At 63.2% G+C, this 21569-nt stretch carries 21 protein-coding genes and 2 pseudogenes; 12 read left to right on the forward strand and 11 right to left on the reverse strand.

Going from position 1 to position 21569, the window contains the following annotated elements; translation table 11 throughout:
• Positions 1–371 (reverse strand): annotated as a pseudogene (locus ACZ5ZX_RS35755) (transposase); the annotation flags it as partial.
• 90 nt (positions 372–461) lie between these two features.
• Between ACZ5ZX_RS35755 and ACZ5ZX_RS35760 the strand changes: the two are divergent.
• On the forward strand, positions 462–770 hold the full coding sequence (locus ACZ5ZX_RS35760) for a GGDEF domain-containing protein (protein WP_465506404.1): 309 nt from the start codon (positions 462–464) through the stop codon (positions 768–770).
• Positions 739–1011, forward strand: coding sequence for a hypothetical protein (locus ACZ5ZX_RS35765; RefSeq protein ID WP_465506528.1), 273 nt, complete (start codon positions 739–741; stop codon positions 1009–1011). The genes ACZ5ZX_RS35760 and ACZ5ZX_RS35765 overlap by 32 nt, the downstream gene beginning before the upstream one ends.
• A gap of 7 nt (positions 1012–1018) precedes the next feature.
• On the opposite strand, the gene ACZ5ZX_RS35770 is transcribed toward ACZ5ZX_RS35765, so the two are convergent.
• The 3 genes and pseudogenes from ACZ5ZX_RS35770 to ACZ5ZX_RS35780 all read right to left on the reverse strand — a co-directional run bounded on the left by ACZ5ZX_RS35770 (position 1019) and on the right by ACZ5ZX_RS35780 (position 2626).
• The gene (locus tag ACZ5ZX_RS35770) at positions 1019–1570 is read right to left on the reverse strand and encodes a hypothetical protein (RefSeq protein ID WP_465506405.1); all 552 of its coding nucleotides are present in this window, start codon (positions 1568–1570) and stop codon (positions 1019–1021) included.
• Positions 1571–1738: 168 nt separating this feature from the next.
• A pseudogene (locus ACZ5ZX_RS35775) lies at positions 1739–2172 on the reverse strand (OsmC family peroxiredoxin).
• On the reverse strand, positions 2159–2626 hold the full coding sequence (locus ACZ5ZX_RS35780) for a MarR family winged helix-turn-helix transcriptional regulator (protein WP_465506406.1): 468 nt from the start codon (positions 2624–2626) through the stop codon (positions 2159–2161). Before ACZ5ZX_RS35780 ends, ACZ5ZX_RS35775 begins: the two are co-directional and overlap by 14 nt.
• Before the next feature lie 762 nt (positions 2627–3388).
• Between ACZ5ZX_RS35780 and ACZ5ZX_RS35785 the strand changes: the two genes are divergently transcribed.
• Positions 3389–5488: a hypothetical protein gene (locus ACZ5ZX_RS35785; protein WP_465506407.1), complete on the forward strand. Its 2100-nt coding sequence runs from the start codon at positions 3389–3391 to the stop codon at positions 5486–5488.
• A 4-nt stretch (positions 5489–5492) separates the two neighbouring features.
• Here ACZ5ZX_RS35785 and ACZ5ZX_RS35790 read toward each other — a convergent pair whose 3' ends face one another.
• Entirely contained in the window at positions 5493–7064 is a 1572-nt protein-coding gene (locus tag ACZ5ZX_RS35790; protein WP_465506408.1) for a hypothetical protein, read from the reverse strand.
• A gap of 263 nt (positions 7065–7327) precedes the next feature.
• Between ACZ5ZX_RS35790 and ACZ5ZX_RS35795 the strand changes: the two genes are divergently transcribed.
• Together ACZ5ZX_RS35795 and ACZ5ZX_RS35800 are read left to right on the forward strand one after the other, a co-directional pair.
• On the forward strand, positions 7328–8203 hold the full coding sequence (locus ACZ5ZX_RS35795) for a helix-turn-helix domain-containing protein (protein ID WP_465506409.1): 876 nt from the start codon (positions 7328–7330) through the stop codon (positions 8201–8203).
• 153 nt (positions 8204–8356) lie between these two features.
• Positions 8357–8602 (forward strand): DUF397 domain-containing protein, encoded by a 246-nt coding sequence (locus tag ACZ5ZX_RS35800; RefSeq protein ID WP_465506529.1) that lies wholly within the window; start codon positions 8357–8359, stop codon positions 8600–8602.
• Positions 8603–8766: 164 nt separating this feature from the next.
• Here the strand turns inward: ACZ5ZX_RS35800 and ACZ5ZX_RS35805 are convergent, their stop codons facing one another.
• The 4 genes from ACZ5ZX_RS35805 to ACZ5ZX_RS35820 all read right to left on the reverse strand — a co-directional run bounded on the left by ACZ5ZX_RS35805 (position 8767) and on the right by ACZ5ZX_RS35820 (position 10980).
• Positions 8767–9063 carry a hypothetical protein gene (locus ACZ5ZX_RS35805; RefSeq protein WP_465506410.1) on the reverse strand — a complete coding sequence of 99 codons (297 nt, stop codon included), beginning with the start codon at positions 9061–9063 and terminating at the stop codon, positions 8767–8769.
• A 74-nt stretch (positions 9064–9137) separates the two neighbouring features.
• On the reverse strand, positions 9138–9545 hold the full coding sequence (locus ACZ5ZX_RS35810) for a class I tRNA ligase family protein (protein ID WP_465506411.1): 408 nt from the start codon (positions 9543–9545) through the stop codon (positions 9138–9140).
• Between the two features lie 352 nt (positions 9546–9897).
• On the reverse strand, positions 9898–10545 hold the full coding sequence (locus tag ACZ5ZX_RS35815) for a class I tRNA ligase family protein (RefSeq protein WP_465506530.1): 648 nt from the start codon (positions 10543–10545) through the stop codon (positions 9898–9900).
• Positions 10546–10740: 195 nt separating this feature from the next.
• On the reverse strand, positions 10741–10980 hold the full coding sequence (locus ACZ5ZX_RS35820) for a LuxR C-terminal-related transcriptional regulator (RefSeq protein WP_465506412.1): 240 nt from the start codon (positions 10978–10980) through the stop codon (positions 10741–10743).
• A gap of 1427 nt (positions 10981–12407) precedes the next feature.
• Here ACZ5ZX_RS35820 and ACZ5ZX_RS35825 point away from each other — a divergent pair.
• Complete coding sequence (locus tag ACZ5ZX_RS35825; RefSeq protein ID WP_465506413.1) at positions 12408–12752, forward strand: hypothetical protein; 345 nt, start codon at positions 12408–12410, stop codon at positions 12750–12752.
• 176 nt (positions 12753–12928) lie between these two features.
• Positions 12929–13261 carry a peptidase inhibitor family I36 protein gene (locus tag ACZ5ZX_RS35830; RefSeq protein WP_465506414.1) on the forward strand — a complete coding sequence of 111 codons (333 nt, stop codon included), beginning with the start codon at positions 12929–12931 and terminating at the stop codon, positions 13259–13261.
• Between the two features lie 629 nt (positions 13262–13890).
• On the opposite strand, the gene ACZ5ZX_RS35835 is transcribed toward ACZ5ZX_RS35830, so the two are convergent.
• On the reverse strand, positions 13891–14805 hold the full coding sequence (locus tag ACZ5ZX_RS35835; RefSeq protein WP_465506415.1) for an SDR family NAD(P)-dependent oxidoreductase: 915 nt from the start codon (positions 14803–14805) through the stop codon (positions 13891–13893).
• Between the two features lie 984 nt (positions 14806–15789).
• On the opposite strand from ACZ5ZX_RS35835, the gene ACZ5ZX_RS35840 reads away from it, so the two are divergent.
• Complete coding sequence (locus ACZ5ZX_RS35840) at positions 15790–18087, forward strand: ATP-binding protein (RefSeq protein ID WP_465506416.1); 2298 nt, start codon at positions 15790–15792, stop codon at positions 18085–18087.
• 115 nt (positions 18088–18202) lie between these two features.
• A complete protein-coding gene (locus tag ACZ5ZX_RS35845) occupies positions 18203–18865 on the forward strand; it encodes a cutinase family protein (protein WP_465506417.1) in 663 nt (220 codons plus the stop codon).
• A gap of 38 nt (positions 18866–18903) precedes the next feature.
• On the opposite strand, the gene ACZ5ZX_RS35850 is transcribed toward ACZ5ZX_RS35845, so the two are convergent.
• A complete protein-coding gene (locus tag ACZ5ZX_RS35850) occupies positions 18904–19668 on the reverse strand; it encodes a hypothetical protein (protein WP_465506418.1) in 765 nt (254 codons plus the stop codon).
• A gap of 635 nt (positions 19669–20303) precedes the next feature.
• Here ACZ5ZX_RS35850 and ACZ5ZX_RS35855 point away from each other — a divergent pair.
• The 3 genes from ACZ5ZX_RS35855 (at position 20304) to ACZ5ZX_RS35865 (ending at position 21516) form a co-directional block, all read left to right on the forward strand.
• Positions 20304–20507 carry a hypothetical protein gene (locus tag ACZ5ZX_RS35855; protein WP_465506419.1) on the forward strand — a complete coding sequence of 68 codons (204 nt, stop codon included), beginning with the start codon at positions 20304–20306 and terminating at the stop codon, positions 20505–20507.
• Positions 20508–20542: 35 nt separating this feature from the next.
• Positions 20543–21049, forward strand: coding sequence for a SitI3 family protein (locus ACZ5ZX_RS35860; RefSeq protein WP_465506420.1), 507 nt, complete (start codon positions 20543–20545; stop codon positions 21047–21049).
• A 65-nt stretch (positions 21050–21114) separates the two neighbouring features.
• Positions 21115–21516 (forward strand): GNAT family N-acetyltransferase, encoded by a 402-nt coding sequence (locus tag ACZ5ZX_RS35865; RefSeq protein WP_465506421.1) that lies wholly within the window; start codon positions 21115–21117, stop codon positions 21514–21516.
• Positions 21517–21569 lie beyond the last annotated feature (53 nt).

Genomic DNA, 21569 nt, shown 5'->3' on the forward strand with positions numbered 1-21569 from the left:
CGATCTGACAGTTCTCGATCCGGCCCGCCGTCCCGGAGTACTGCCGCTGCACCCCCGCCCGCCGACCGGAACCCGGTGTCGTCCACGATCAGCACGCCATCCGGCTCACCGAGATGCTCGATCACGTAATCGCGCACATCGTCACGGACTCCATCGATGTCCCAGTCCGCCCAGCGCAAGAGCCGCCGCATCCCGTCCGGGGACATGTCACCCGCCTGCCCGGCCAGCGTCCAGCCGTTCTTCCGCTCCAAACCCGCGACCAGGCCCGACACATACTCCCGCGCCCTCACCCGCGGCTCCGACCGCGTGAACCGACCCGCGATCCGATCATGCACCCGACCCAGCTGATCCATCACCACATCGACCACCACCACGATGATCTACCACACACCACCCAAGTGCCGTTGCAGGACTAGCCCCAGCAACGAGTCGCTACCGAACCCGGGGCGGTTCACTTCGTCATGCTTCCGCTGTACGTGCTGACGCGCAGCGTTCTCGTTCGGCAGCTCGAGGCCGCGGCGACGACGGACAGGAAGACCGGCTTGCTCAACGCCGAGACCTGGAAGACCCTCACGGAGAACGAGGTGGCCAAAGCTCGGCATCACCATGCGCCGATCGGCGTGCTGATGATAGATGTCGACAAGTTCAAGTCGGTTAACGACACCTACGGACACATCGCCGGGGACAGAGCCCATAGAGATCTCGGGTGTCCGTATTCCCGCGGGCGAGTTCGTGGCGGTGTCACTCAGTTCCGCCAACCGCGACGATAACCACTTCGGGGCCGCCGATACGCTTGACATCGCTCGGCCCGCCCACGGGCACGTGGCTTTCGGTCAAGGCATCCACTACTGCCGCGGGACACTTTTGGCCAGGCTGAAGGCCCGGGTCGCGCTCGGGAAATTGATCAGCCGCTTCCCGGACCTCAAGTTGGCCGTCCCGGCGGCCGAACTGACTTGGCGGCACAGCACACTCATGCGCGGTCTCGACAAACTACCCGTCTTCACGTGCTGAGAGTGAGTCAGGGCTGCCAGTCAGGGTCGTTCGGGCGCACGATCAACAAGTCACGGTTCCCAGCACCGATTTGCGTGTTCCACTGGAAAGTCACAGCTCGACGCCAGCCGCGACGGTGCGCGGTCCTGACCTCGACAGTGACCTCGTACGGTCCGTCTTCCAGTTTTGTGCCGGGGGAAGCCCATTGGAATTCTATGAAACGGTCGATGGATTTCCGTCCTTCCAGTGCGAACGGCGACGCGAAAGCGCGGGAACCTTTGCCATCTTCGGGGTTGTACAGCCGGGACAGCGTCGCCTTCCAATAGATCGTGGCAGGTAATGTTCGCTCGGCTGGTGATCCGGCGTCCGCACTGGCGTGGATCTTCATCCGAAGGCAGAGTACTACGTGTGGTGCCGGCCCGCTGTTGTACAGCACCAGTGGAAGGACCACGATCAAGCGCTGAGGTGTGAAACAAGCCGCGTACGTCGATGGCGGGTAAATGACGATGCGTCCGCGGCGAGCATGGATCCACCAGAACGAGGCGACGGTGAACAGGAGCGCGAGCACCGCGATGACCACACTCGGAGTGACTCCTGAACTGTTGCTCATCGCTGACGTCCCCATCACTCGTCGCCCGCTGAGACGTCGAGCCTAGCCGCCGTTCGTGCTGGTGCCGCCCGGCGGTCACTTCGCACCCGTCAGCGTTACTTCGAAACAAGGGACATTTCAGTGACCGTCGGGCGTCCGTCAAGCGAGGGAAGCGTCGAGAGTGATCGTCGTGCCCGCCAACGCCTTCGAAACGGGACAGGTCTTCTCAGCCGTCTCCGCGTACTCCGCGAATTGCTCTGCGGTCACGCCTGGTATCGAAGCACGCAAGGTGATCGCGATACCACTGACTCGAAGCCGCCGCCCTCGGCCGGGCTGAGCGTGACTTCCGCGCTGACGTCGATCGACCCGGTCGTCAGTTGCTGTGCCTCCAGAACTCCGGACAGATTCATCGCCAGGCATGAAGAGTGTGCTGCTGCGATCAGTTCCTCTGGGCTGGTCTGGCCGTCCGGGTTGCCTGCCCGGGTCGGGAACGACACGGAGAAGGTGCAGGCATTGGACGAGTCCAGTGCGACCTCGCCCTGTCCGTTCTGTAGTCCGCCGACCCAATGGGTGGTCGCGTCACGGCTGGGCATTCGGTGCCTCCTTGGTAATGGAGGAGTATGCGGTGGCCGAAGATGTCAGCCGTCGCAGGATGGTGATGAGCTGCCGTCGCTCGAGGTCGTCGAGACCCAATGCGCATCCGATGGCGGACGGGACGCCGACCGCGCGTGTGCGCGTCGCCCGCCCTTTGTCAGAGAGACTGATCACTACCGTGCGTTCGTCGGTGACGAGACGCGTCCGCGTCACCAGCCCGTTGGTTTCGAGTCGTTTGAGCAGCGGTGAAAGAGTGCCGTAGTCCAGATGAAGTGACTCGCCGATCTCCTTGACCGTTCGGTTGTCCGTTTCCCACAGCACCAGCAGTACTAAGTACTGCGGATACGTGAGACCCAGTTCGCCGAGCAGGGGACGGTAGGTGTCCGTCACGGCTCGAGACGCTGCATAGAGCGCGAAGCAGGCTTGTTCTTCAAGAAGAGACTCGTCCGGCACGCGACAAGGGTAGGGCGCAATTACATCGTGCACAATGTTATTTGGCGGGCTTCACTCGCGCGTGTGTCTGTGATGTGCCCAAGGTTGTCGATCTCGCCGTAGGGTGCGGTACCCGGACGGCATGGTGGATTCGAGTCGTTGCAGACCCAAGGTTGGCTGGGGGCGAGGTACTTCGCGTTCGAATAAGAGGCAGGAGTCGGCGACCGAGGTGCCTATGCGCCGGACCAAGTGGTCCATCGAGTCCAACCCGCGTTTGTTGCGCATGAACGGTGTTCAACGATCGACCATGATGGCTCGCCGACAGGGAAGTTCCGTCTATGTGGCCGGTTGTCGTAGTTGCATTGCACCTGCGCACTTGTTGTGCTGGCGGAGCCGCTGAAGTGCAGGTGGCGGGGTTCCTTGACCCGCGTGCACGTGCATTCGCGTGTGCGTACTAAGGTCTAATCTACGGAGAGGTAGTGTTGTAATGGCCAGTTGAACCCAAAGGGTGACCCGGCATCCAAGCGGGTAGTGCCGGCGGGTGAAAGAGTACGGCGGGTTTGACGCCGCCTTGACATGTTGTATGTGCACCACCGGATGGGTGACAGTCGCCTTGGGCCTCGACCTTGTTCCAGTGGTTGAAATGAGCCCGGAAAGACGGAAAGTTACGCTGTTTGCGCTAGCAGATCATTGGCGAAGTGGAATACTTGTCTGCGGAACGGGCGGCGGCGGATACGGTGGTGTCCTCTTTGCGGCGTGGTCACTCGGTCGGGGAGCGAGCGAATGAACGCTGAAACCAGGCGAAATAGCCTTTTTTGCGCCGTGAGCGGCATCAATGGCGCCTCGTCGCAGGTTGATCCAGGTCGAGAGACGAGTGGCTTCGTTCCCCGGCAGCTGCCGCCACCTCCGTCGTGCTTTGTCAACCGTGCGAGCGAGCTTGAGATCCTCACTAAGTGCATTGAAAGGGATACGCAACGTGACCGTGCCGCCATCGTCGTTGTGAGCGGTCTTGGCGGGGTGGGCAAAAGCGCAATAGCCGTTCGCTGGGCGCACGAGCATGCTGAAAATTTTTCGGGTGGGCAGTTGTATGTCGATCTTTCCGCATACCGGAAGCGGGGAGGTGTCGATGTTTCAGAGGTTCTTGGCGCGTTCTTACGTGCTTTGGGCGTCCATGGTGACTATATTCCCAACTCGTTTCCTGAGCGCGCCGTACTTTTTCGTAATCGGACGCTTGATGTGCCCGTACTGGTTCTTGTCGACAACGCCGATCAAGCGGCCCAGGTTCGGCCGCTGATTCCTGGGTCTTCGGACAGTGTTGTCGTGGTCACGAGCCGACGTCGCCTGGGTGGATTGGTGATGGAAGGGGCCGAATTCGTAGACCTGAAGCCGCTGACGGTATCGGACAGTACGCTTTTGATGATGCGTATGTTGCCTTCGGGTGAGCGTGTCCCCGACGTAAATGAGATCGGAGACCTCGCGAGGTTGTGTGGTGGCCTGCCGATCGCGCTTTGTGTAGCCGGTGCACGTTTGGTCGAGAGAACGAGTTGGTCTGTCACCAGATTGGTGCAGCATCTGTCGGATGGACACCGACGGCTGGGTAGGCTTTCCATGGAGGGTGAAAACGCCGTGGAGCGCATCTTCGACGTCGCTTATGCGGATCTGCCCGAAGCGACACGCAGGATGTATCGCTTAATGGGGCTTCATCCCGGGCGAGAGTTCTCGTCGTCATTGGCCGCCGCGGTTGTCCAGGAGTCAGGGGATGTTGCCGACGACTTGCTGGGCGTGCTAGTCGCGGCGAGTCTGCTCGAGGAATTGAATGGTGAGCGGTACCGCTTCCATGAACTGATCAAGCTGCATGCCCAGGCTATGGCTTCGCGTGACGAAGGGGATGACGGCCGAGAAGGCGCACTGCGGGAGATGGTCGACTGGTATCTGCGTGGCGCCATGGCGGCGGACCGCGCGGTGCTCGGTGAAGGGCGGTGGCGGCTGGCGCAAGCGGATGTCGGCCGCCAGCCGATGAGATTCGACGCTGCCTCGGCGATGGTCTGGCTCGAGTCGGAACGGGTGAATCTGCTCGCGATGGTTCGCCTTGCTTATCAGTACGAATGGTATGACCGTGTCTGGATGTTCTGCGAAGCGTTGTGGGCGCTCTATCATAGTAGAAAGAATTACTCCGACTGGGTTGAAGCGCATCGTCTCGGGCTGGCCGCAGCGCAGCATCTTCGTAATGTTTCAGCCGAACTCAAAATGTGGAATCAGCTAGCCCGGGCGCACATAGAGCTACGGGAATACGGTCGCGCCGAAGAGCAGTTGGAGGCGGCGCTCAGTCTTGGTTCGGCGGATGTAAAGCTGAATGCGAGTATTTTCGAGTCGTTCGGTCTTCTCTATCGTGAACAACATAAGTATCTTCAGGCTGAAGACATGTTACGCAAGGCGCGCGCGCTCAATGAAGAGGTCGGCAGTGAACGTGGGGTGATGCTGCAAAATTACCAATTGGGAGACGTGCTTGTCCGGGCAGGCAGGGCGGATGATGGCGTAATTGTTCTGAGCGACGCATTGGCGCGTGCTCGGGGTATCGGTGACGAGTTGGGCGAAGCGCGTGTCTGCATAGTGCTGGGAAAAGCCTATGGAATGCTCCATCGGGACACAGAAGCACGTCAGGTGTTGAGGACTGCGATACAGGCCACCAGGAAACGCAGGCAGCCGGTCAAGGAAGCGCAGGCGTTGGAAGTTCTTGTCGGGGTCGCTCAGCGGACCAGTGATCGGGAGCTGTTCCGCGAATCCGCCCGCCGACTGGTCGAGTTGTATGAAGGCGTGGGAAGCCCCCGCGGCGATCTAGTACGCGTATGGCTTGCTAACGGGACGCGTCCCGAGGGCGACTGACGCCTCAGGTCGCTTGCGGTGCGGGGTGGGTCATCGAGACTGGGTGAACCAGTACAACCCGGTCGGGACTGCCACCGCTACGAATCCTTAGCTCGATGTCTTGGGTGATCGGACCGACCTCGTGCCGCCACTGATAGACGGCGGCGGCGCAAAGAACGCCCGCCCCTTCGGTTTGAGCATAGGCTCCGTCGCTGAAACGAATAAGACACCCACGCTCTGTAGCGGCAGCGAATACCCCGGCGGATCGGGCGGGGGCGGCTTCGAGAGATTCGGTCGCGATCCACGCGACGGCGTCTTCGAACGAAAGCTCTTTCGAGTGAACCAGGAGCTCGGCTTCATGCCTCGCCACGTCATCGAGCTCCTCGTGGTCGACGACCTTGATCAACTCGTCGTCCACTGGTGTCCGATGGACGATAGCGGGGAATCGCCTGAGCATGGCGGTCGCCGAGGTGCTGGAGATTTCGTGGAGGACAACAGACACCTGGAAGGCGGTGACCGGTTCGCCGCGGACGGGTTCGGGGTTCCTGACCGGCGACTGCCGGGGTACCGGCCTCCTCGTTGGACGAGGTAGCAGCTCTTCGAACGTTCGGTGCAAGATCTCCCACGATTGCCCCTGTCGCGCGAACATGTTGCCGAGCACGTCCTTCAGCTGCTCCGGATCGTGGCGCAGCCGCGCGGATTCGAGTTGCTCGTAGATGTTGCCGTCCACGTCCAAGTACTCCGCCTGGGCGCAGAGCTCGGCGATCGGTGACGTCGGAACCACCTCGGAGGTTCCGTTGCTGGCCAGAAGGAAGGGACGCCCTGTCGCCGCGGTGTAGAGCGACACGGAGCCGTGGTCGCCGATGCCCACGTCCTGGGCCACGACGAAACCTTCCCAGCTGTTCGGCTCGGCCAACAGCAGTCCGCTGTCGAGCTCGTCGCGAAGAGTCTGACGTACCTCTACGGGTGATTCCCCATACCAGATGTTCGGGTGGAGGGCCAGGGCGACCCGATACTCGTCCATGGGCAGTTGGCTCAGCAGCCTCTGCACCAGGTTCTGCTGTTTTACCCAGATCGAGTGTTCTCCCCACGTTGAGGTGACCAGAACCAGGCGTTGCGTAGCTGTCAGGCCGAGGTGGTCGCGGTACCGAGCACGGCGGCGTTTGCCAGCGACGATGCGGTCGAACACCGGATCGCCGAGAACGACCGCTCTCTCCACCGCTTCCGGACAGGTCTTCCGCAGGTGCTCGATCTGGGCGGGATGCGAGACGAGGATCCTGGCGGGGATCACCTGGTTTCCTCGCATGAGCTGGCTCCGGGCGAGGCCCGCGGCGGAGTGGTCATCGCCGGTGGCCTCGGGGACCAGGCGGTTGTAGCCCGCGCCGTGTGGGATGACGACAACAGGGCACCTCAGGTCAGCGAGACGCTCGGTCGCGTGTGCCGCAAGGGCGAAGTCCGCCGGCCAGGCTTTCGCGGCATTCCACGAGAGAAGCTCGGCTCCGAATTGGATGAGGTGCCTCGGGAGCCCCCGGTTGAAGTTGGACCCCTTGTCCAGCGCGAACTTGATCTCCGGGCCGGGGCCGAGCGCGTCCAGCACGCCGAGTAGACGATTGAACGAAGTGTGAGTACGGACGACCACCAGAACCTTGTGCAGGGACCGGCGCGCGACTCGCGGTGGCCCTTTACCCACTCTGACCTCGCGGGTGTCCGTACTCCGTCACGCTGCCCCGTCTCGTGGCTGAATGATCGTTTGAAGCTACCGAAGAGTATCTATCGTGAGATGTGACATATGGCTATCCACCAGTTGGCGATATGCTACCTGCCTGAGCGCACTGTGGCACAGAGCGGAAGGCGGGCACAATGAGGGGAACGAATCCGGTCGCGGAGCAACGCCGTCTGCTGAGTCGCCTCAGGAGGGCCAGAGACGAGATAGGGCTCACGCAGACGCAGGTCGCTCAAGCGGTGGACTGGTCGCTCTCCAAGGTCATCCGCATCGAGAAGGGGAACGTGCGCATTTCGACCTCGGACCTCCGTGCGCTTCTGCAGTTGTACGGCATCGCGGATGAGGCCGAGGTCACCGAGCTCGTTTCCATGGCCAAGGCGGCCCGCGGCAGGGGATGGTGGGACGAATACCGCGCCGTCTGCGGCGCCGAATTGATCAACTTCATCGCCATGGAGTCCGCCGCGGCGAGTATTCGCCAGTATCAGAAGCTCGTCGTTCCCGGTCTCCTTCAGACGCCTGCCTATGCTCGTGAGCTAGCCGGCATTTTCACGGCGGACAAGGAATCCGTTGATCGCGCCGTGAAGATGCGCGCCGAACGGCAGATGGCATTGACTGCCGCCGACGGGCCCGAAGTCTACTTCGTGCTGGATGAAGGGGCCATTCGTCGGCGTGTCGGCTCGGTCGACGTCATGCGAGAGCAGTTCGAGCTCCTGAAGGAACTCGGAAACAGGGAAAATATATCCATTCAGGTCTTGACTTTCGACCGAGGAATAGTCGATGGCATGCAGGCTTCCTTCACGTTCTTCGGGTTCGACGACGATGGTCAAGATGATGTCGTCTATCTCGATCAGCCTGGTCAAATGGTCTTGCCCAGGCGGGAAGTCGAAGAAGTCAGCCGTTTTCGACGCGTGTTCAGTGCGCTGTCCGACCGTGCTCGCCTTGCGTCCGAACTTGATGAGGTACTGAATCTCGTACTGGAAGAACCCCAATTTGTCCATAGCACGAAGGATTGAAAGGCTTCCGGCCGTACCATGGTCGTTCCGGCCTAGTGACGCGACGGTGTGTGACTGCACTCCGGGTGTGGTGTTGGTTCAGTGTGCTTGATGTGATCGGAATCCGCTATTCTCGAAGTGCTTTATGGCGGTCGGTATCGCTATTGCGGCCGCATGGGTGATGGAGGGGGCCCAGTGGTGTACCGGCAAACTGCGATAATCGTGGAAATTGAATCATCCGGCGGGCAATGGCGTAGAAGCTCGTACTGTGCCGCTACGGATCCCAACTGCGTCGAGATCGGCATCTTCGGGAAGATCGTCAAGGTGCGCGACTCCAAGGACCGCTACGGGGGTCACTTGCAAATGTCGTCGGAAGCGTGGTCATGCCTTCTGATGGTTATCAAGACTGGGCGGGAGTGACTCTCGAGGCCGTCGGTCGAACGAGACGGTTCGCTTGGGGCACGGTCGGCTGAGCTGGTTTCGGCGTCGCTGGTCGCGGTGGGCCAGCTGATCGGCTTCGCGGCCGATGACGCGGAGACGGTGCTGCCCGAAAGTCGAAGTGAGGTCTCTCATGGACAGAGTGATCAGGCGGGCGTATCGACCGGGGAAGGTGGCCGGGACGACGTCGCCGGTTCCCGGGGGAACGCGGTGAGGAAGCTGATGACCCTCCGTGAAGTCGCGATGATCTTCCAGTAGTCGACAAGATTCGCGTAAGCGCGGTCCAGCGCGTCTGCGATCTGTTGATTGCGGGCGCACGCGCTTTGCAGCAGCTTGAGCTGACGGGGAAAGTCCAGCATGAGGTTCGTCAAGGATGTAGCGCCCGTGATGACCTCGGACCTCACGGCCGCGACGTCGCGGCAGAACTCGTGGTCGAAGTCCAAATCGTCCACAATCGCCTTCCCTGATGGCGAAGGCGCTGTACGACACAGCATTCGATCCTTGTCTTATGAGTGGATCAACGACGGCGTGTGCGTCTCCGAGCGCCAGGGCGAACTCCCCGTTGGGAAGAACGACGTGATCGTTGCGGACCACCGGGGTGACGGCGCCCTGAAGCACGTCGTTCTCTCCGAGTAAGCCGAACCGTGTGCTGTCGACCCGGTTGTACACCCTCGGGATACTGCCTTTCGAGCGCGTCGAGGACCATGCTGCTCAAGCTTCTCTGGACTGGTTCGCGTAGTCGAGAGACGGACAGCTCCGCGCGGGAGCCGACGCAGGTGCTGTGCCCGGTCTCGCAGCGCCAGATCGGCAGCGGGGTCCCCCAGAACCGGTCGCGCGATACCACCAGGTCGACGTTCTCATTGAGCCAGTTACCGAAACGATGAACCAGTTCGGCTTCGCCCAGTGCATCAGCGCCGAGCCGCATCGCCAGCAGTGCGGGTACCGGTGCCGGTGAGACTGGACGCGGACAGCGGCGCCGTGTCCGGTCAGGTCCTCGATGACCTTGGCCGAGACTTCCGTTACCGACAAACCGCTGAACCGGTCCGTCACGTAGTACCCGTTGCCGTCGACCGGGCCGACGATGGCCAGGCCTTCGCTGCGGCCCAACGCGTTGTCTGCCTCGCCGAACGCCGGCGCGATATGTACCAGCCCGGTGCCGACGTCTTGGGCGACCTCATCCCAGCCCACCACGACGCCGCCGCGACCCTCGCCGAGTTCGACGTCTGGGTACGGCCGTTCGTAACCGCGGCCGACGAGTTCGCTGCCGGGGAACGTCTCTAGCGCTTCGGCCTCTTCGCCGAGCACGTCTTCGCCCGCTCCACCCCGAGAACGAGGACACGGTCGTCGAGCCGGTAGCGGCCGTACACAGCCTCGGGCGACACGGCCACTGCCACGTTCGCGGGGAGCGTCGATGGTGTGGTGGTCCAGACCGCCAGCTCGTAGGCCGAGTCACTCAGCCGCAGCCCGGTGATCAGTGACTGGTGGATGACCTCCTGGTAGACACCTGGCTGGCCAAGTTCGTGCGAGGACAACGCGGTCGCGCAGCGGGCGCAGTACGGTACGACCCGGTGACCTTCGAACACCAGGTTCTGGTCCCACATCTGCTTGAGCTGCCACCACACCGACTCCAGGAACGAGTCGTCCATCGTCTTGTAGGCGTTGTCGTAGCCGATCCGCGACAGCACTTGCTCGAAGACGGTGATGTTGCCGTCCACCAGCTCACGGCACTTCCGTACGAACTCGGCGACGCCGTACCGCTCGATGTCGCGCTTGTTCTTCAGACCGAGTGCGCGTTCGACCGCGATCTCGACAGGGAGGCCCTGGCAATCCCAGCCGCCCTTGCGTTCCACATGCTTTCCGAGCAGGGTCTGGAACCGCCCGTTAGACGTCCTCGTAGGTGTTGGTCCAGACGTGATGTAGGGCAGGCGCGCCGTTCACGGTCGGTGGGCCCTCGAAGGTGGCCCCAGAGTGGGCCGTTCTCGTTGCGCTGCGCGAATTGGCCGGGGACGTCGGCCTTCGCCCAGAAATCGAGTACTTCCGACTCGAGTGACGGAAGGTTCAAAGGCCCGCTCATGGGTGCTCCTTCGGGGTGTGAAACGGCTGTACGGCGGGAAGGTTTCCTAGTGCGAGACCCGAGCCTTCGAGACCTGGATCGCACGAGTCAGGGACAGCTCCCAGGCGGCCAGACCATGGACAGTATCCGGCCGACCTCGGGTCCGCGAAGAGACGTCGATCTTGGTGAGGGTACTTGTCGGGTAGGTCTCGACCGTCTTGCGGCTGAAGTCGAGCGGGTGGGTGGTTCGCCGGTTCGCCTCGCCTGCCTCGATCAACAGCGAGATCTCGAACTCGCGGTGGCTCACCGTCGCTCGCGGACAGCGGCTCGTGCGGTCCTCGAGAGTATGCCCGACCTCCGCAACGGCCTTTGCGAACCCCGGTAATGAACGCCGTGCGGTAACGCGCAAGTGGGGCTTCGCGGGGGCGCCGTGTACCACACTTGGGTGCGTAGGGTCCGGTCCTGAACGGGCTGCGAGCCGTCATGTGGGTTCGCAGCCGCGCGTGGTTTCCGGGAGCGGGGTCAGGTCGCCGGCTACGCTCCGGGGAGCTACGAGCACAAACGTCAGCTGCCGGACGTCCCGGGGTTCGAGCGGCCGGTGACAGCACACGGAGTTCGCTCGCCCGCGTCTCGGCGGCGGCCCGTCTCGGGGTAGCGATGACGAGCATCTCGGGGTACCGGGGATCCCCGCCGAGAGCTCATGCGCCTGAATGTCAACGCCCGAAAGTTCGCTTCCGCGGATTTCGTCGACCTGCCGCGGCTTGAGCGGGTCCAGGTTCAGCGGGGCGTCGTTCCGAGAGGACAGCAAGGCCGAGAGCCGGGCCGGCACCTGGCACGGACGGAAACGTTCGCGTGTGCGGTGCAGGTCATCGGCGAGAGCGACGGCGCCGCGTGGTAGGGAATATGGAGTTCTGACTCTGTCGAGCATGGAATAGCGGGCGACCACGATGCCTTGTTCGGCAGCTTTCGCCAAGAAGCCGTCCAGCAGGGCGGTCTTCCCCAATCCAGGGTCGCCGACGAACCTGAAGACGGCGCGGCGTTGCGAGCCGTTCGCCCCTGGACAATGCCGAGAGTTCACCTCCTCGCCCAGCCAATCACCTCAAGCGGTTCTGGGGAGTGCCCACTGTGGCCACGGCTGCTGCTTTCATACCGACGAGATTTCACTGTATGTACGAGGTATTGATTCCGATTGTGACGCACTGCGGTTGTGGGCTGTCGGCCGCTTCAGCAAGTTGCCTGGCAGCAAGTTTCCGCCGACGAGCCGCTCACGTCAGAAAAACCTCGGCCATTCGTTCTGATTGCCCTGGTCAACGGTAGTTGCAGGCCTTCATCAGCCCGGTGATGCAAGGCATCGTCCCGCAGCTTGTCGAGAGTGTGAACATCCAGAAGGCGAACTCGATGCTCAGCGCCTCGCGGAACACCGCCAGAATCCTGGGTCCCTCGGCGGCCGGTGTCTTCGTCGCGCTCGCGGGGGGGCGATCGTGTTGGACGCGGCGACGTTCCTCGTCGCCGCGGCATGCATGACCCGCGTCGTCCTGCCCACGAGGCCGAAGTCGTCCTCCGCCAACCTGCTGCAAGACCTCCGTGAGGGCTGGACCTACTTCAGCTCGACGCCGTGGATCTGGCCGATCACCCTCTCCTTCGCCTTCCTGAACGCGATTCAGATGGGCGTCTGGCAGGTACTCGGCCCCTCGATAGTCTCGACGACTATCGGCGCGACAGGTTGGGGGGCTGGTGGCCAGTGTCAAGGCGGCAGAGCTGGTGATCGCCAGGTTGGTGATGATCAAAGCCGCGGTCCGGCGGCCACTCCTGAAAGGTCTGGTCGCAATGTCGGCGACCGCGATCCCACTTGTACTGGTCGGCGCGGGCTCGAACCTCATCTTCCTGGCCATGGCGACCTTCGTCGCCGGGATGGGATACGCGCTCTTCGGCATCGTCTGGGACACGGTGCGCCAGCGGAACATCCCGAACACCATGATCTCGCGGGTGACCTCCTACGACGACTTCGGCTCCTACGTTGCCATACCCGTTGGGCGACGGATGCCGTGGCGGGTCCAGAACCGACGCCCCGCGAGTTAAAGCATCAATCGTCATCTAAAACGCATGAATATTCCGTTGTGAAACGCGCGATCTTGGACAAGGCTTACTTTTGTCGTAGAACCATCTGCCGATTCGGCGGCCGGATCTGTTTCCATTGGAAATTGACGGAGTATTAAGGGGAATGGCTTATGTCCATGCTTGCGAGGGTGTTATCGGTGGCAACAATTGCGTTCTCGGTCTTTGCGGTGGCTCCTGAGGCCGCGCAAGCCGCAACCGGGTATGATCGCTGTCCGCAGGGGTACATGTGTTTGTTCGACGGCTGGGACGGCACTGGGGTCATGGCGTATTTCCAGACCGGCTCGCCGGATCTGGCACTGCAGAACTTCGACAATAGAGCCCAGAGTCAACGAAACAACAATTCGAGCAACTTCTGCGCGTATGTCAACAAGAACTACGACAACAGCAGCGGCTCGGGAACCTACCAGCCGGGTACCACTGGGAACTTCCTCGGCAACGTGAACGCCTACAGTTCCCTGAGGAAGTGCTGACCGGGCCTGGCTTTGGCGAAAGACCTGAATCCTCAACTCCTGCCCAGGGTTGAGGGTTCGGTGTTGGCCAGGTTCGGTCCTCGTGCGGTTCCCCAGCCGGAATCGGTTCCGGCGGGGGCCCTGTGGTCGCGGCGTACCCGTGTACAAGAGCGGTGAAGGTTCTTCGCTGGCAGCCTTGCGACGTCGAAGTGCCATAGCTCTGGTCTCCGCAACAGTCGTCTGGGGACTGCGCGTTGCGGAGACCAGAGTGCGCGTCCGCCGGCGGGAGGAGCGACCTGCCGGCGGGCGCCGTCGAACGGCTCCGGATTCACGTTCCATGGGCTTGCTTCATGAGAGCTTCGGTCGAACGGTCCGGCTGTTGTGGGTTCAGGTGAGTGCCGGACGAAACCCGTGCACCGGCGGACGGTTCGTTCGAAGTTTTGGCGGAAACCATTCCGGAGGGTGGTATTCGTGAAGCGACCAGCCTGAGCCGTTCCCGAGTGATCGCCTTGAATCGCGGTGGGAAGACGTGGACTGATCGTGGAGAGCTTTCGCTGCCGGACCTGATCTTCGTCAATCCGGCCGTAACGAGGCTTTCCGCCTCAACTCAAGTCGCCCCACCGCTGAGAAACGCCAAGGGCTCCGCCACGTCAGGTGGGGAGGGTGAATCCCGGCGGCATGACCATAGGCCGCCCGGCGTTCAGCCCGCCGTCGACGAGGACGGAAGCACCTGTCAAATACGCGAAGTCAGGTGACGCCAACGCGAGCACGGCCGAAGCGATCTCCTTGGCCTCGCCCATCCTGGGTAGACCATGCACGTTGAGAGGGCCCCACGCCTGCTTGAACTTGGCCCACACGTCGTCTGGAATGCCCTGCGGACGGGCCAGGCCCGTGTCAGTCGTACCGGGGTCGATCGACAGGACGCGAATCCCTTTCGCCCCATAATCCAGGGCGGCCGCGCGCACCAGGCCTTGTACAGCACTCTTACTCGCGCTGTAAGCAGCGTTCCCCGGGCGTGTTTGCTGTGCCTGCGCGGACGCGGTACAGACGATGACCCCGCCACCGGCCTTCAGCAGATGTGGCACCTCGTACTTGATTGAGAGGAACACTCCGCGCGCATTCGTGCGCTGCATGTCCTCCCACTCTTCGAGCGACACTTCGTGCAAGGGCTTGCCACGGTAGATCCCGGCGTTGTTGAACGCTATGTCGAGTTTGCCGTACCGCTGGACGACGCCGTCGACGAACGCCTGTACCTGCTCGGGCACCCGGACATCCGCCTTCAAGTACATCGCCTCGCCGCCCGTTCGCCGGATCTCCCGCTCAACCTCTCGGCCGAGTTCTTCTCGCCTGCCGCAGAAGCCGACCTTGGCACCGGCCGACGCGAAGGCGAGGGCGGCGGCCCTGCCGATCCCGGACGTCGCGCCTGTGATCACCACGACCATGCCGGCGAACCGCCCCTTGCCTCGCTGATCCTCCTGGGCCGCAGAAGTCTCGGAGGCCAGGATGGTTATCCCGGCCGCCGCGGCACCTCCGAGAACGGCTCGCCGCCCCAATTTTTCGCTCACAGTCCCTCCAGGTGTAATTGTCAATTCCAGCGAAAAGTAACGGATTCAAACTGAGAGAATCTCAGTGAACGATAGGGCGGCCCATTGGTCGTGGCGCACCGTGTGAATTCAGCTCGTCTTCATTGTCCAATGTATATCAGTGATGACGAAAGATGCATCGATGCTGACGGACATGTGGGTTCTGGCTCGGGACCCGATCGCGACCGCGCGGGTATCCGTCGCACTCCGCATCCCGATGAGCAGTTGCTGTGCCTGGGGGCGAAGCAGCTATCTGCGCTCCTTCTGCTTCGTCAGTGTTGCAGGCGTCGAAATCGGCGTCCGCGATCCCCTCGCGCGCGCCTTTGTGCGAGCCGGTACCGTCGGTGCCGTCATGCGGCACCTTGGTGTATCGCCGAGCAAATCTGAAATCGTGAACGTACGCCGATTCGCAAAGCCCTCCCTCGGATGGCGACCGTAGCTGGCGTTCTTTCCCTTCCGATTTCCCGGACCATCGGCGTGAACCGCGTCGTGGACGAGTTCATCACCTGCTTCACCCAAGACCGGGAAATCTCTTGGTTTCCGGGTTGCCGGTGGCAGGCGTCGAGACAGCGAAAGAGCTCCTCGACGAGTCTCGCCCGTCCAATCAGCTGATCAAGAACTGGGTGAGCAGTGAAGGCTTGCCCCTCCCGCCACGCCCCGAACGCTGTACCCGCCGGGGCTCATCCGCCTCGACGCCGCGAGTATCGCTTCGTGCTCCAGCCGAAGCGGAGCGGTCGTGGGCGCAGTCGGCTCCCAGTGGTGAAACCGGATCTGATCGGCTGGCGCCGGAGCAAATAGGCCTGATCCGTTCGTCCCGTGAGGTCAGGTCATCCGCTGGAGCACGTTGGTGGGCGGACTTCGCGCACCCGAAGGACGCCCGGCGGTTCGCCACTCGAACTGAACGCGATTAGGCTGGTCGGCCGAGTGATCATTCACGCAGGAACGGGTGGGCCGCTAGTGGAGGGTGTGACACCACGGTGGGTCGCGTCACTGGCCCATCGCACGAGTTACGTCGGCCGCGAGCGGCTGGTCGCCGAGGCGACTGAGTTGCTCGATGTCGGGCCGGTCGTCACCTTGACCGGTGTGGGCGGGGTCGGCAAGACCCGCTTCGCCGGGATGGTCGCAGCCGCCGTGGACCAGGACTATTCCGACGGGGTGGCGTTCGTCGAACTGGGCGAGTTGCGGGACCCGGATCTGCTGGCGAACTTGGTGGCCGAACGGCTCGGGATCTACGATCAGTCTGCGCGGCCGCAGCTGGAAGTGATCACCGAGACGCTGCGGTACCGGCGGCTTCTGCTGGTACTGGACAATTGCGAGCATGTCCTGGCGGCGTGTGCCCGGCTCGTGACCGCACTGGTGGCAGCGTGCCCGAAGCTGGGCGTGCTCACCACCAGCCGTCAGTCTCTTGGCGTTTTCGGTGAACGCGTCCTGGCGGTGCCACCGCTTTCGGTCCCCGGCGCCGACGAGGTCGGCTCGGCGAAGGAACTGGAGAGCTACGAGGCTCCGCGGTTGTTCGCCGACCGAGCACTCGCCGTACTGCCCTCCTTTGAGATCACCGAGCACAACTTCCGCGACATCGCCGCGATCTGCCGCAGCTTGGACGGTCTGCCGCTCGCCATCGAGCTGGCAGCCATCCGGCTGCGCGTGCTGTCGGTGACACAGCTGCGCGCACGGCTCGCTGATCCGCTGTCCCTGCTCACCAGGGGGAACAGAGGCGGCCCTGCCCGGCATCAGACCCTGCGTGCGATGATCGAATGGAGTTACGACCTTTGCTCCGAAAGCGAGCAGCTGGTCTTGGCGCGCGCTTCGGTGTTCTCCGGTGGGTTCGTGCTGGCGGCCGCCGAGGAGGTGTGCGCGGGCGACAGTGTCGAGGCCGAAGACATGCTCGACCTGGTGCACGAGCTGATCGACAAGTCGCTGCTGGTCAGTGCCGAGGAGGCAGGCGGCGAACTCTGCTACCGGATGCTCGAGACGGTGCGTGAATACGCTGCGGAGCGGCTGGCCGAGCTGGGCGGCACTGAGCGGGTGGCCCGGCTGCACCGTGACTGGTATGCGAAGTTCGCCGCTCGCTACGCGGAGGGCTGGATCGGCCCCGACCAGGTGGAATGGCTGCGGCGAGTGGCCCGTGAGCACGCGAACCTTCGCGGCGCACTCGACTACTGCGCGACCACGCCAGGCGAAGGCGTCGCGGGCCTGCGCATGGTCACCCGGCTCGGTGTCTATTGGTCCGTGTGCGGACTGCTCAACGAAGCACGCACCTGGCTGGTCAAACAGATGGCCGCCGCTCCGCCCGATACGCCGGAATGGGCCTCGGGCCTTTTGCTCAGGGTCTGGTACGACGTCCTCGGGGGCGACATCGACGCCGCCGCGGCGGACGCGCGTGCCGGCGAAGAGCTGGTCAGGACCTTCCCGGACGAGGTCACCCAGGCTTACGGCGAGACCATCCGGGCCACGGCCGCCCTCTACTTCGGGGATGGGCCCGTCCACGGCTTCGACTCCGCACGGCAAGTGTTCCGGCGGCACGGGATTCGTACGGCCGAGGTGTACGCGGAAGTCCATCACCGGCAGGCCACCGCGTTCAACGGCGATCCCGACACAGCCAGGGCGTTGCTGGCCGTGAGCATCGCGGCAGCGGAAGAGGTCGGCGAACTGTTCTGGCGATCATGGGACTGGTGGGCGCTGAGCGTCATCGAAGAAACCCACGGTGACCCGGAAGTCGCCGAGCGGGCCGCGCTGGAAGCGTTCCGGCTGCAGAACGTCCTCGGCAATCGCTCGGCCGAGCCGCATATGGTCTTCGCCCTCGGATGCGCGGTGGCCCACCGCCATGACATGGTGCGGTCGGCGACCCTGTTCGGAATCAGCGCCACGATGTGGACCGCCATCGGCACGGACCCCAGGAACTACGGCCGGTTCTCCGCACATGGAGCTGAGATTACGGCGCGCGTCATCGACGCCCTTGGACTGGACACGTTCAAGCGGCACCACCGCCTCGGCCGCGCCTTCTCCCACCGAGAGGCCACGCGCTACGTCCTCGGGAAGCAGGCCACCACGCCCCGTGCATCCACCGGGCCGGACAACCCGCTGACCCCGCGTGAATACGAGGTCGCCGAGCTGGTCGCGCGTGGCCTGACGAACAGGCAGATCGCCGGCCAACTGGGTATCGCGCCCCGGACCGCGGACACCCATATCGGCCACATTCTCACCAAGCTCGGATTCGCCTCACGTGCCCGGCTCGCGACCTGGGTCACCAGCAGGCGGGCCTGACATCGAGTCGGCGTGCGTCCGAACGGAGTACGTATTTCGGCGTATGGAGACAACGGCGCCGGTTGGCCAAGCTGAAGATCGTCAGACGAGGCGCACGTGAAGGAGCGGACAGCTGATGAGCCGACGAACAGGACACTTCGCCGTCGCAAGCGTACTGGCCATCGGGGCGGCGACGGGGCTCGGCACGGCACCGGTGGCCTCCGCCGCCGAGACCGCCGGATGCCCGGATGTCGACATCGTCTTCGCTCGCGGGACACTCGAATCTCCCGGCCTCGGCGTCGTCGGCACTCCGCTGCTTCCCGCCGTGCAACGAGCCTTGCCGGGGACGGCGATCACCGGGCACGCCGTCGACTACGCGGCATCGCTCGATCAGAGCAGCGTCGGCCCCGGTGCCACGAACATGACCCGCCAGGTCACCGAGCGCGCGGCCGCCTGCCCGGACACGAAGTTCGTCCTGGGCGGCCTATCCCAGGGCGCCAGCGTCACCGATAGCGCCATCGGGATCAAGTCGGGCCTCGGAACCGGGGAAGTCGTCCCGAGCGAGCTGGCCGAGCGTGTGATGGCCGTGGTGACTTTCGGTAATCCTCTGGGCGGGGTCTACGGACAGACGATCAAATCCACCAGTCCCACCTATGGGCCGAAAGCACTCGAACTCTGCAATCCCGGGGACACGGTCTGCGGCGGGCAGGGCACCCGAGGACCAGGTGTAGGCCATCTAACCTATGGGCGGGATGGGAGCGTGGACCTGGCCGCGACGTTCATCGCACAGCGCTACTGATCTTCTGGTCCGGGCAGTGATCCCCGAAGGCTCCCTGACTAGTCAGGAGGGCAGGTGCCGATGCAGCGTACGGCGATGCTCGTTCGCATCTCGTTGCCTGGGCCGGAAATCAGGCCGGTGATGAGTTTGTCGAGGTTTTCGCGGACGCCGCAGCCGGTAAATGGGGAAATTTCGAAATCGCTTTTCATCGCGGTTGGCGGCGCTGCTTTGTCCAGGCCGATCAGCCCCTTGGTCTTGATTATGACCGGTCTTTCCGTTTTGCAGCCGGCCCCTACGTCCAAGACCTTGCCGTCGACCTTGGTGTCACTCACTCGAATGCTCAGCCGAAGAGTGAGGTCCGCGATCACCGACATGTACTTCTTCCCGTCCGGAAAGGGTCTCGACGCCACCTCGCCCGCGTCACCGGGGTTCTTCAGCAACTGGCCGCCCTGGTCGCCGTCCGCTGTCAGTTCCACGGTGCTGGTCGTCGGCATGAAACCGAATGCCACGAAATAGGCGTCTTTTGTGGGAGGTAGTGTGATGGTGCCCGAGAGAGTCTTTTTCACGGCGTCGACTGCACCGTCGTAGCGCCCTGCTCCGGTAGCCATTTCCGAACGGAGCTTGGCTATGTGGGAAACCGTGTCCCGGACGTGGTACGACGCCGTCAAGCCGGCCGCCGCGGCGGCAACCTCGGCTGAGGGGGCCGGATTGTTCACTTCGGCCTGTCTTGGCAGGGCGGAGGCCGAGCTCAGTGAAAAAGCGCCGAGGGTCAGAACCGCGCCGACGACGAGTGCTTGGATGGGGCGTCGGCGCACGAGGGGCATGGGAATCGAATCCTTTGCGTCCGCTGGAGCGATTAGCGTGATCGCGCTTCGGTCGCACCGTACCTGGACCGGTTTCCGGTAGCAAGGAAGGGCTCGTGAGCCACTTCGAGTGCCGAGGAAATTGTCACCGTGGCCGGTGATTGCGGTGTTTCGACTGTCGCGGCGGTGATAGGTGGGTCGGATCGCTGAATATTTCCTTGGAAGGTTTCAAAGAGCGGTGCGACCTGCTGGCGGGAGCCCTGTCTTAATCCGCGTACAGCAACCATGGGTCGATCATGTAGTTCTCCTGGACGCACTTGCGGAGCGGGGGATCCGGACTCGGCCGACGCGAATGCCGGCGCCGCGGCCAGGAGCGCCCCTGCCGTCGCAACGGTCAGCATGGCTGAAATACGTTTCATCTCTACCTCGCGATGTCGATGGACTGTGGAGCCGGATGCTAACGGATGATTTGACTGAGGAATAAAGTGGCCAAAAGCTTCTTTTCGGTTTCATTTCACTGGCTCAATCTTGCGTTTTCGAAGTCGCGGTGAAGCTGAATTGAATCCGGTCCGCGGTGAGATGAGCGCCAATTCCGGTGCTTGCCGGGCATGATCTGCCGGGCAGTGCACCTGGCGGGGCCAGATCACGGAGGGCTCGTGGAGATGTCGGTCGCGCAGGACTCGTTACCGCGGTCGTCGGAGCCGATGACACATGACGCCGACCCGGCGGGTAAGAGCGGCATCGACCAGTTGAAACTCCGCCATCATCGGATTTCCCGGGTGCGGTCGGCGTCGGGGCCCCGTGCCTTCCGGAATTCCCGTGGCGAAATCCGGGACCGCGGCGCACTGTCGGCGATCTGATGGCTCATTCGTCGCAACGTCGGTAAGGACATGGAGTGGCCATTTCGTACAGTCTTGACCTGGCGACCCCTCTGTCGGCCTCGAAGGTCGCGCTCGCTCTCAGGGAATGCGCGGCGGCGCTGGGCATGCTCGGGGGCGACTCGTCGGCGGATCAACTGCTGGAAGAGGGTGTCGTGACCCCGCAGGGCACTTGGATGAGAGCGGGTGGACGGATCGAGCAGAGCCGTGGAAGAGCTTGGGATCTCCTCGTGGACGGGCTCGGTTTCGATCCGACGGCGTGGGTCTATTTCCGTCTCCGCAAACCCGGCGCCGCCAGCGATGGTCTGTCGACGCAGCAAGACCATATGATCCGGTTGACGCTGGGGCTGCTCGACGTGGTCCCCGGTGACGCGGTACTGCATTTCGACAACGAGACAGTCTGGCTCGTCCGGCGCGACGGGGTGCTGAGTTTGAGTGATCGCCAGGATTTGTGGACACTCCGCCGTCTGGCCATGGTGAGGCCTCCATATCGGCGGGGAAGGCATTGGTACACATGGGAATGAGACCGCCGATCACGTGTGCTGGTCGAATCCGGGTGGCAGCCGGGTATGGATGAACGGAGTCGGACGTGAGTATCGAGTTACGCGGGGAGAGCGTCGTGCTTGCTCCGGTCACCGAAGAACACGTTCCAGAGTTGCGGCGGATCGTCTCAACCGCCGAAGTCAAAAAGCGCTGGGGGAGCGTGGACGACTCGCCCACCTGGCCGTTCGACGAACCCGGCGTGGTGTGTTTCGTCGTTCTCGAAGACACCGAGATCCGGGGCCTCGTGCAGTACGGGGAGGAGACCGACCCGATGTACCGGCACGCGTCGGTCGACATCTTCCTCGACCCGGCGGCACACGGCCGCGGGCTCGGCACGGACACTGCCCGCACACTGGTTCGCCATCTCGTGCGGGACCACGGTCATCACCGTCTGGTCATCGATCCCGACGGCCTGCTGATGGACTTGCTCGCCGAAGACCTGACATAGCCGGTGGAGCGTCGCCTCCACCGGCTGCCGGTATCGCGCCGTGCGAAGGTCCG

It is taken from the genome of Amycolatopsis sp. NPDC033938, from assembly GCF_055575975.1.

Excerpts from the sequence above, each read along its gene's own strand:
- ACZ5ZX_RS35850 (WP_465506418.1), bottom strand. The coding sequence starts at position 19,668 with ATGCCCCTCGTGCGCCGACGCCCCATCCAAGCACTCGTCGTCGGCGCG.
- ACZ5ZX_RS35800 (WP_465506529.1), top strand. The coding sequence starts at position 8,357 with ATGGGTGATGGAGGGGGCCCAGTGGTGTACCGGCAAACTGCGATAATC.
- ACZ5ZX_RS35760 (WP_465506404.1), top strand. The coding sequence starts at position 462 with ATGCTTCCGCTGTACGTGCTGACGCGCAGCGTTCTCGTTCGGCAGCTC.
- ACZ5ZX_RS35785 (WP_465506407.1), top strand. The coding sequence starts at position 3,389 with ATGAACGCTGAAACCAGGCGAAATAGCCTTTTTTGCGCCGTGAGCGGC.
- ACZ5ZX_RS35795 (WP_465506409.1), top strand. The coding sequence starts at position 7,328 with ATGAGGGGAACGAATCCGGTCGCGGAGCAACGCCGTCTGCTGAGTCGC.
- ACZ5ZX_RS35810 (WP_465506411.1), bottom strand. The coding sequence starts at position 9,545 with ATGCGGCTCGGCGCTGATGCACTGGGCGAAGCCGAACTGGTTCATCGT.
- ACZ5ZX_RS35845 (WP_465506417.1), top strand. The coding sequence starts at position 18,203 with ATGAGCCGACGAACAGGACACTTCGCCGTCGCAAGCGTACTGGCCATC.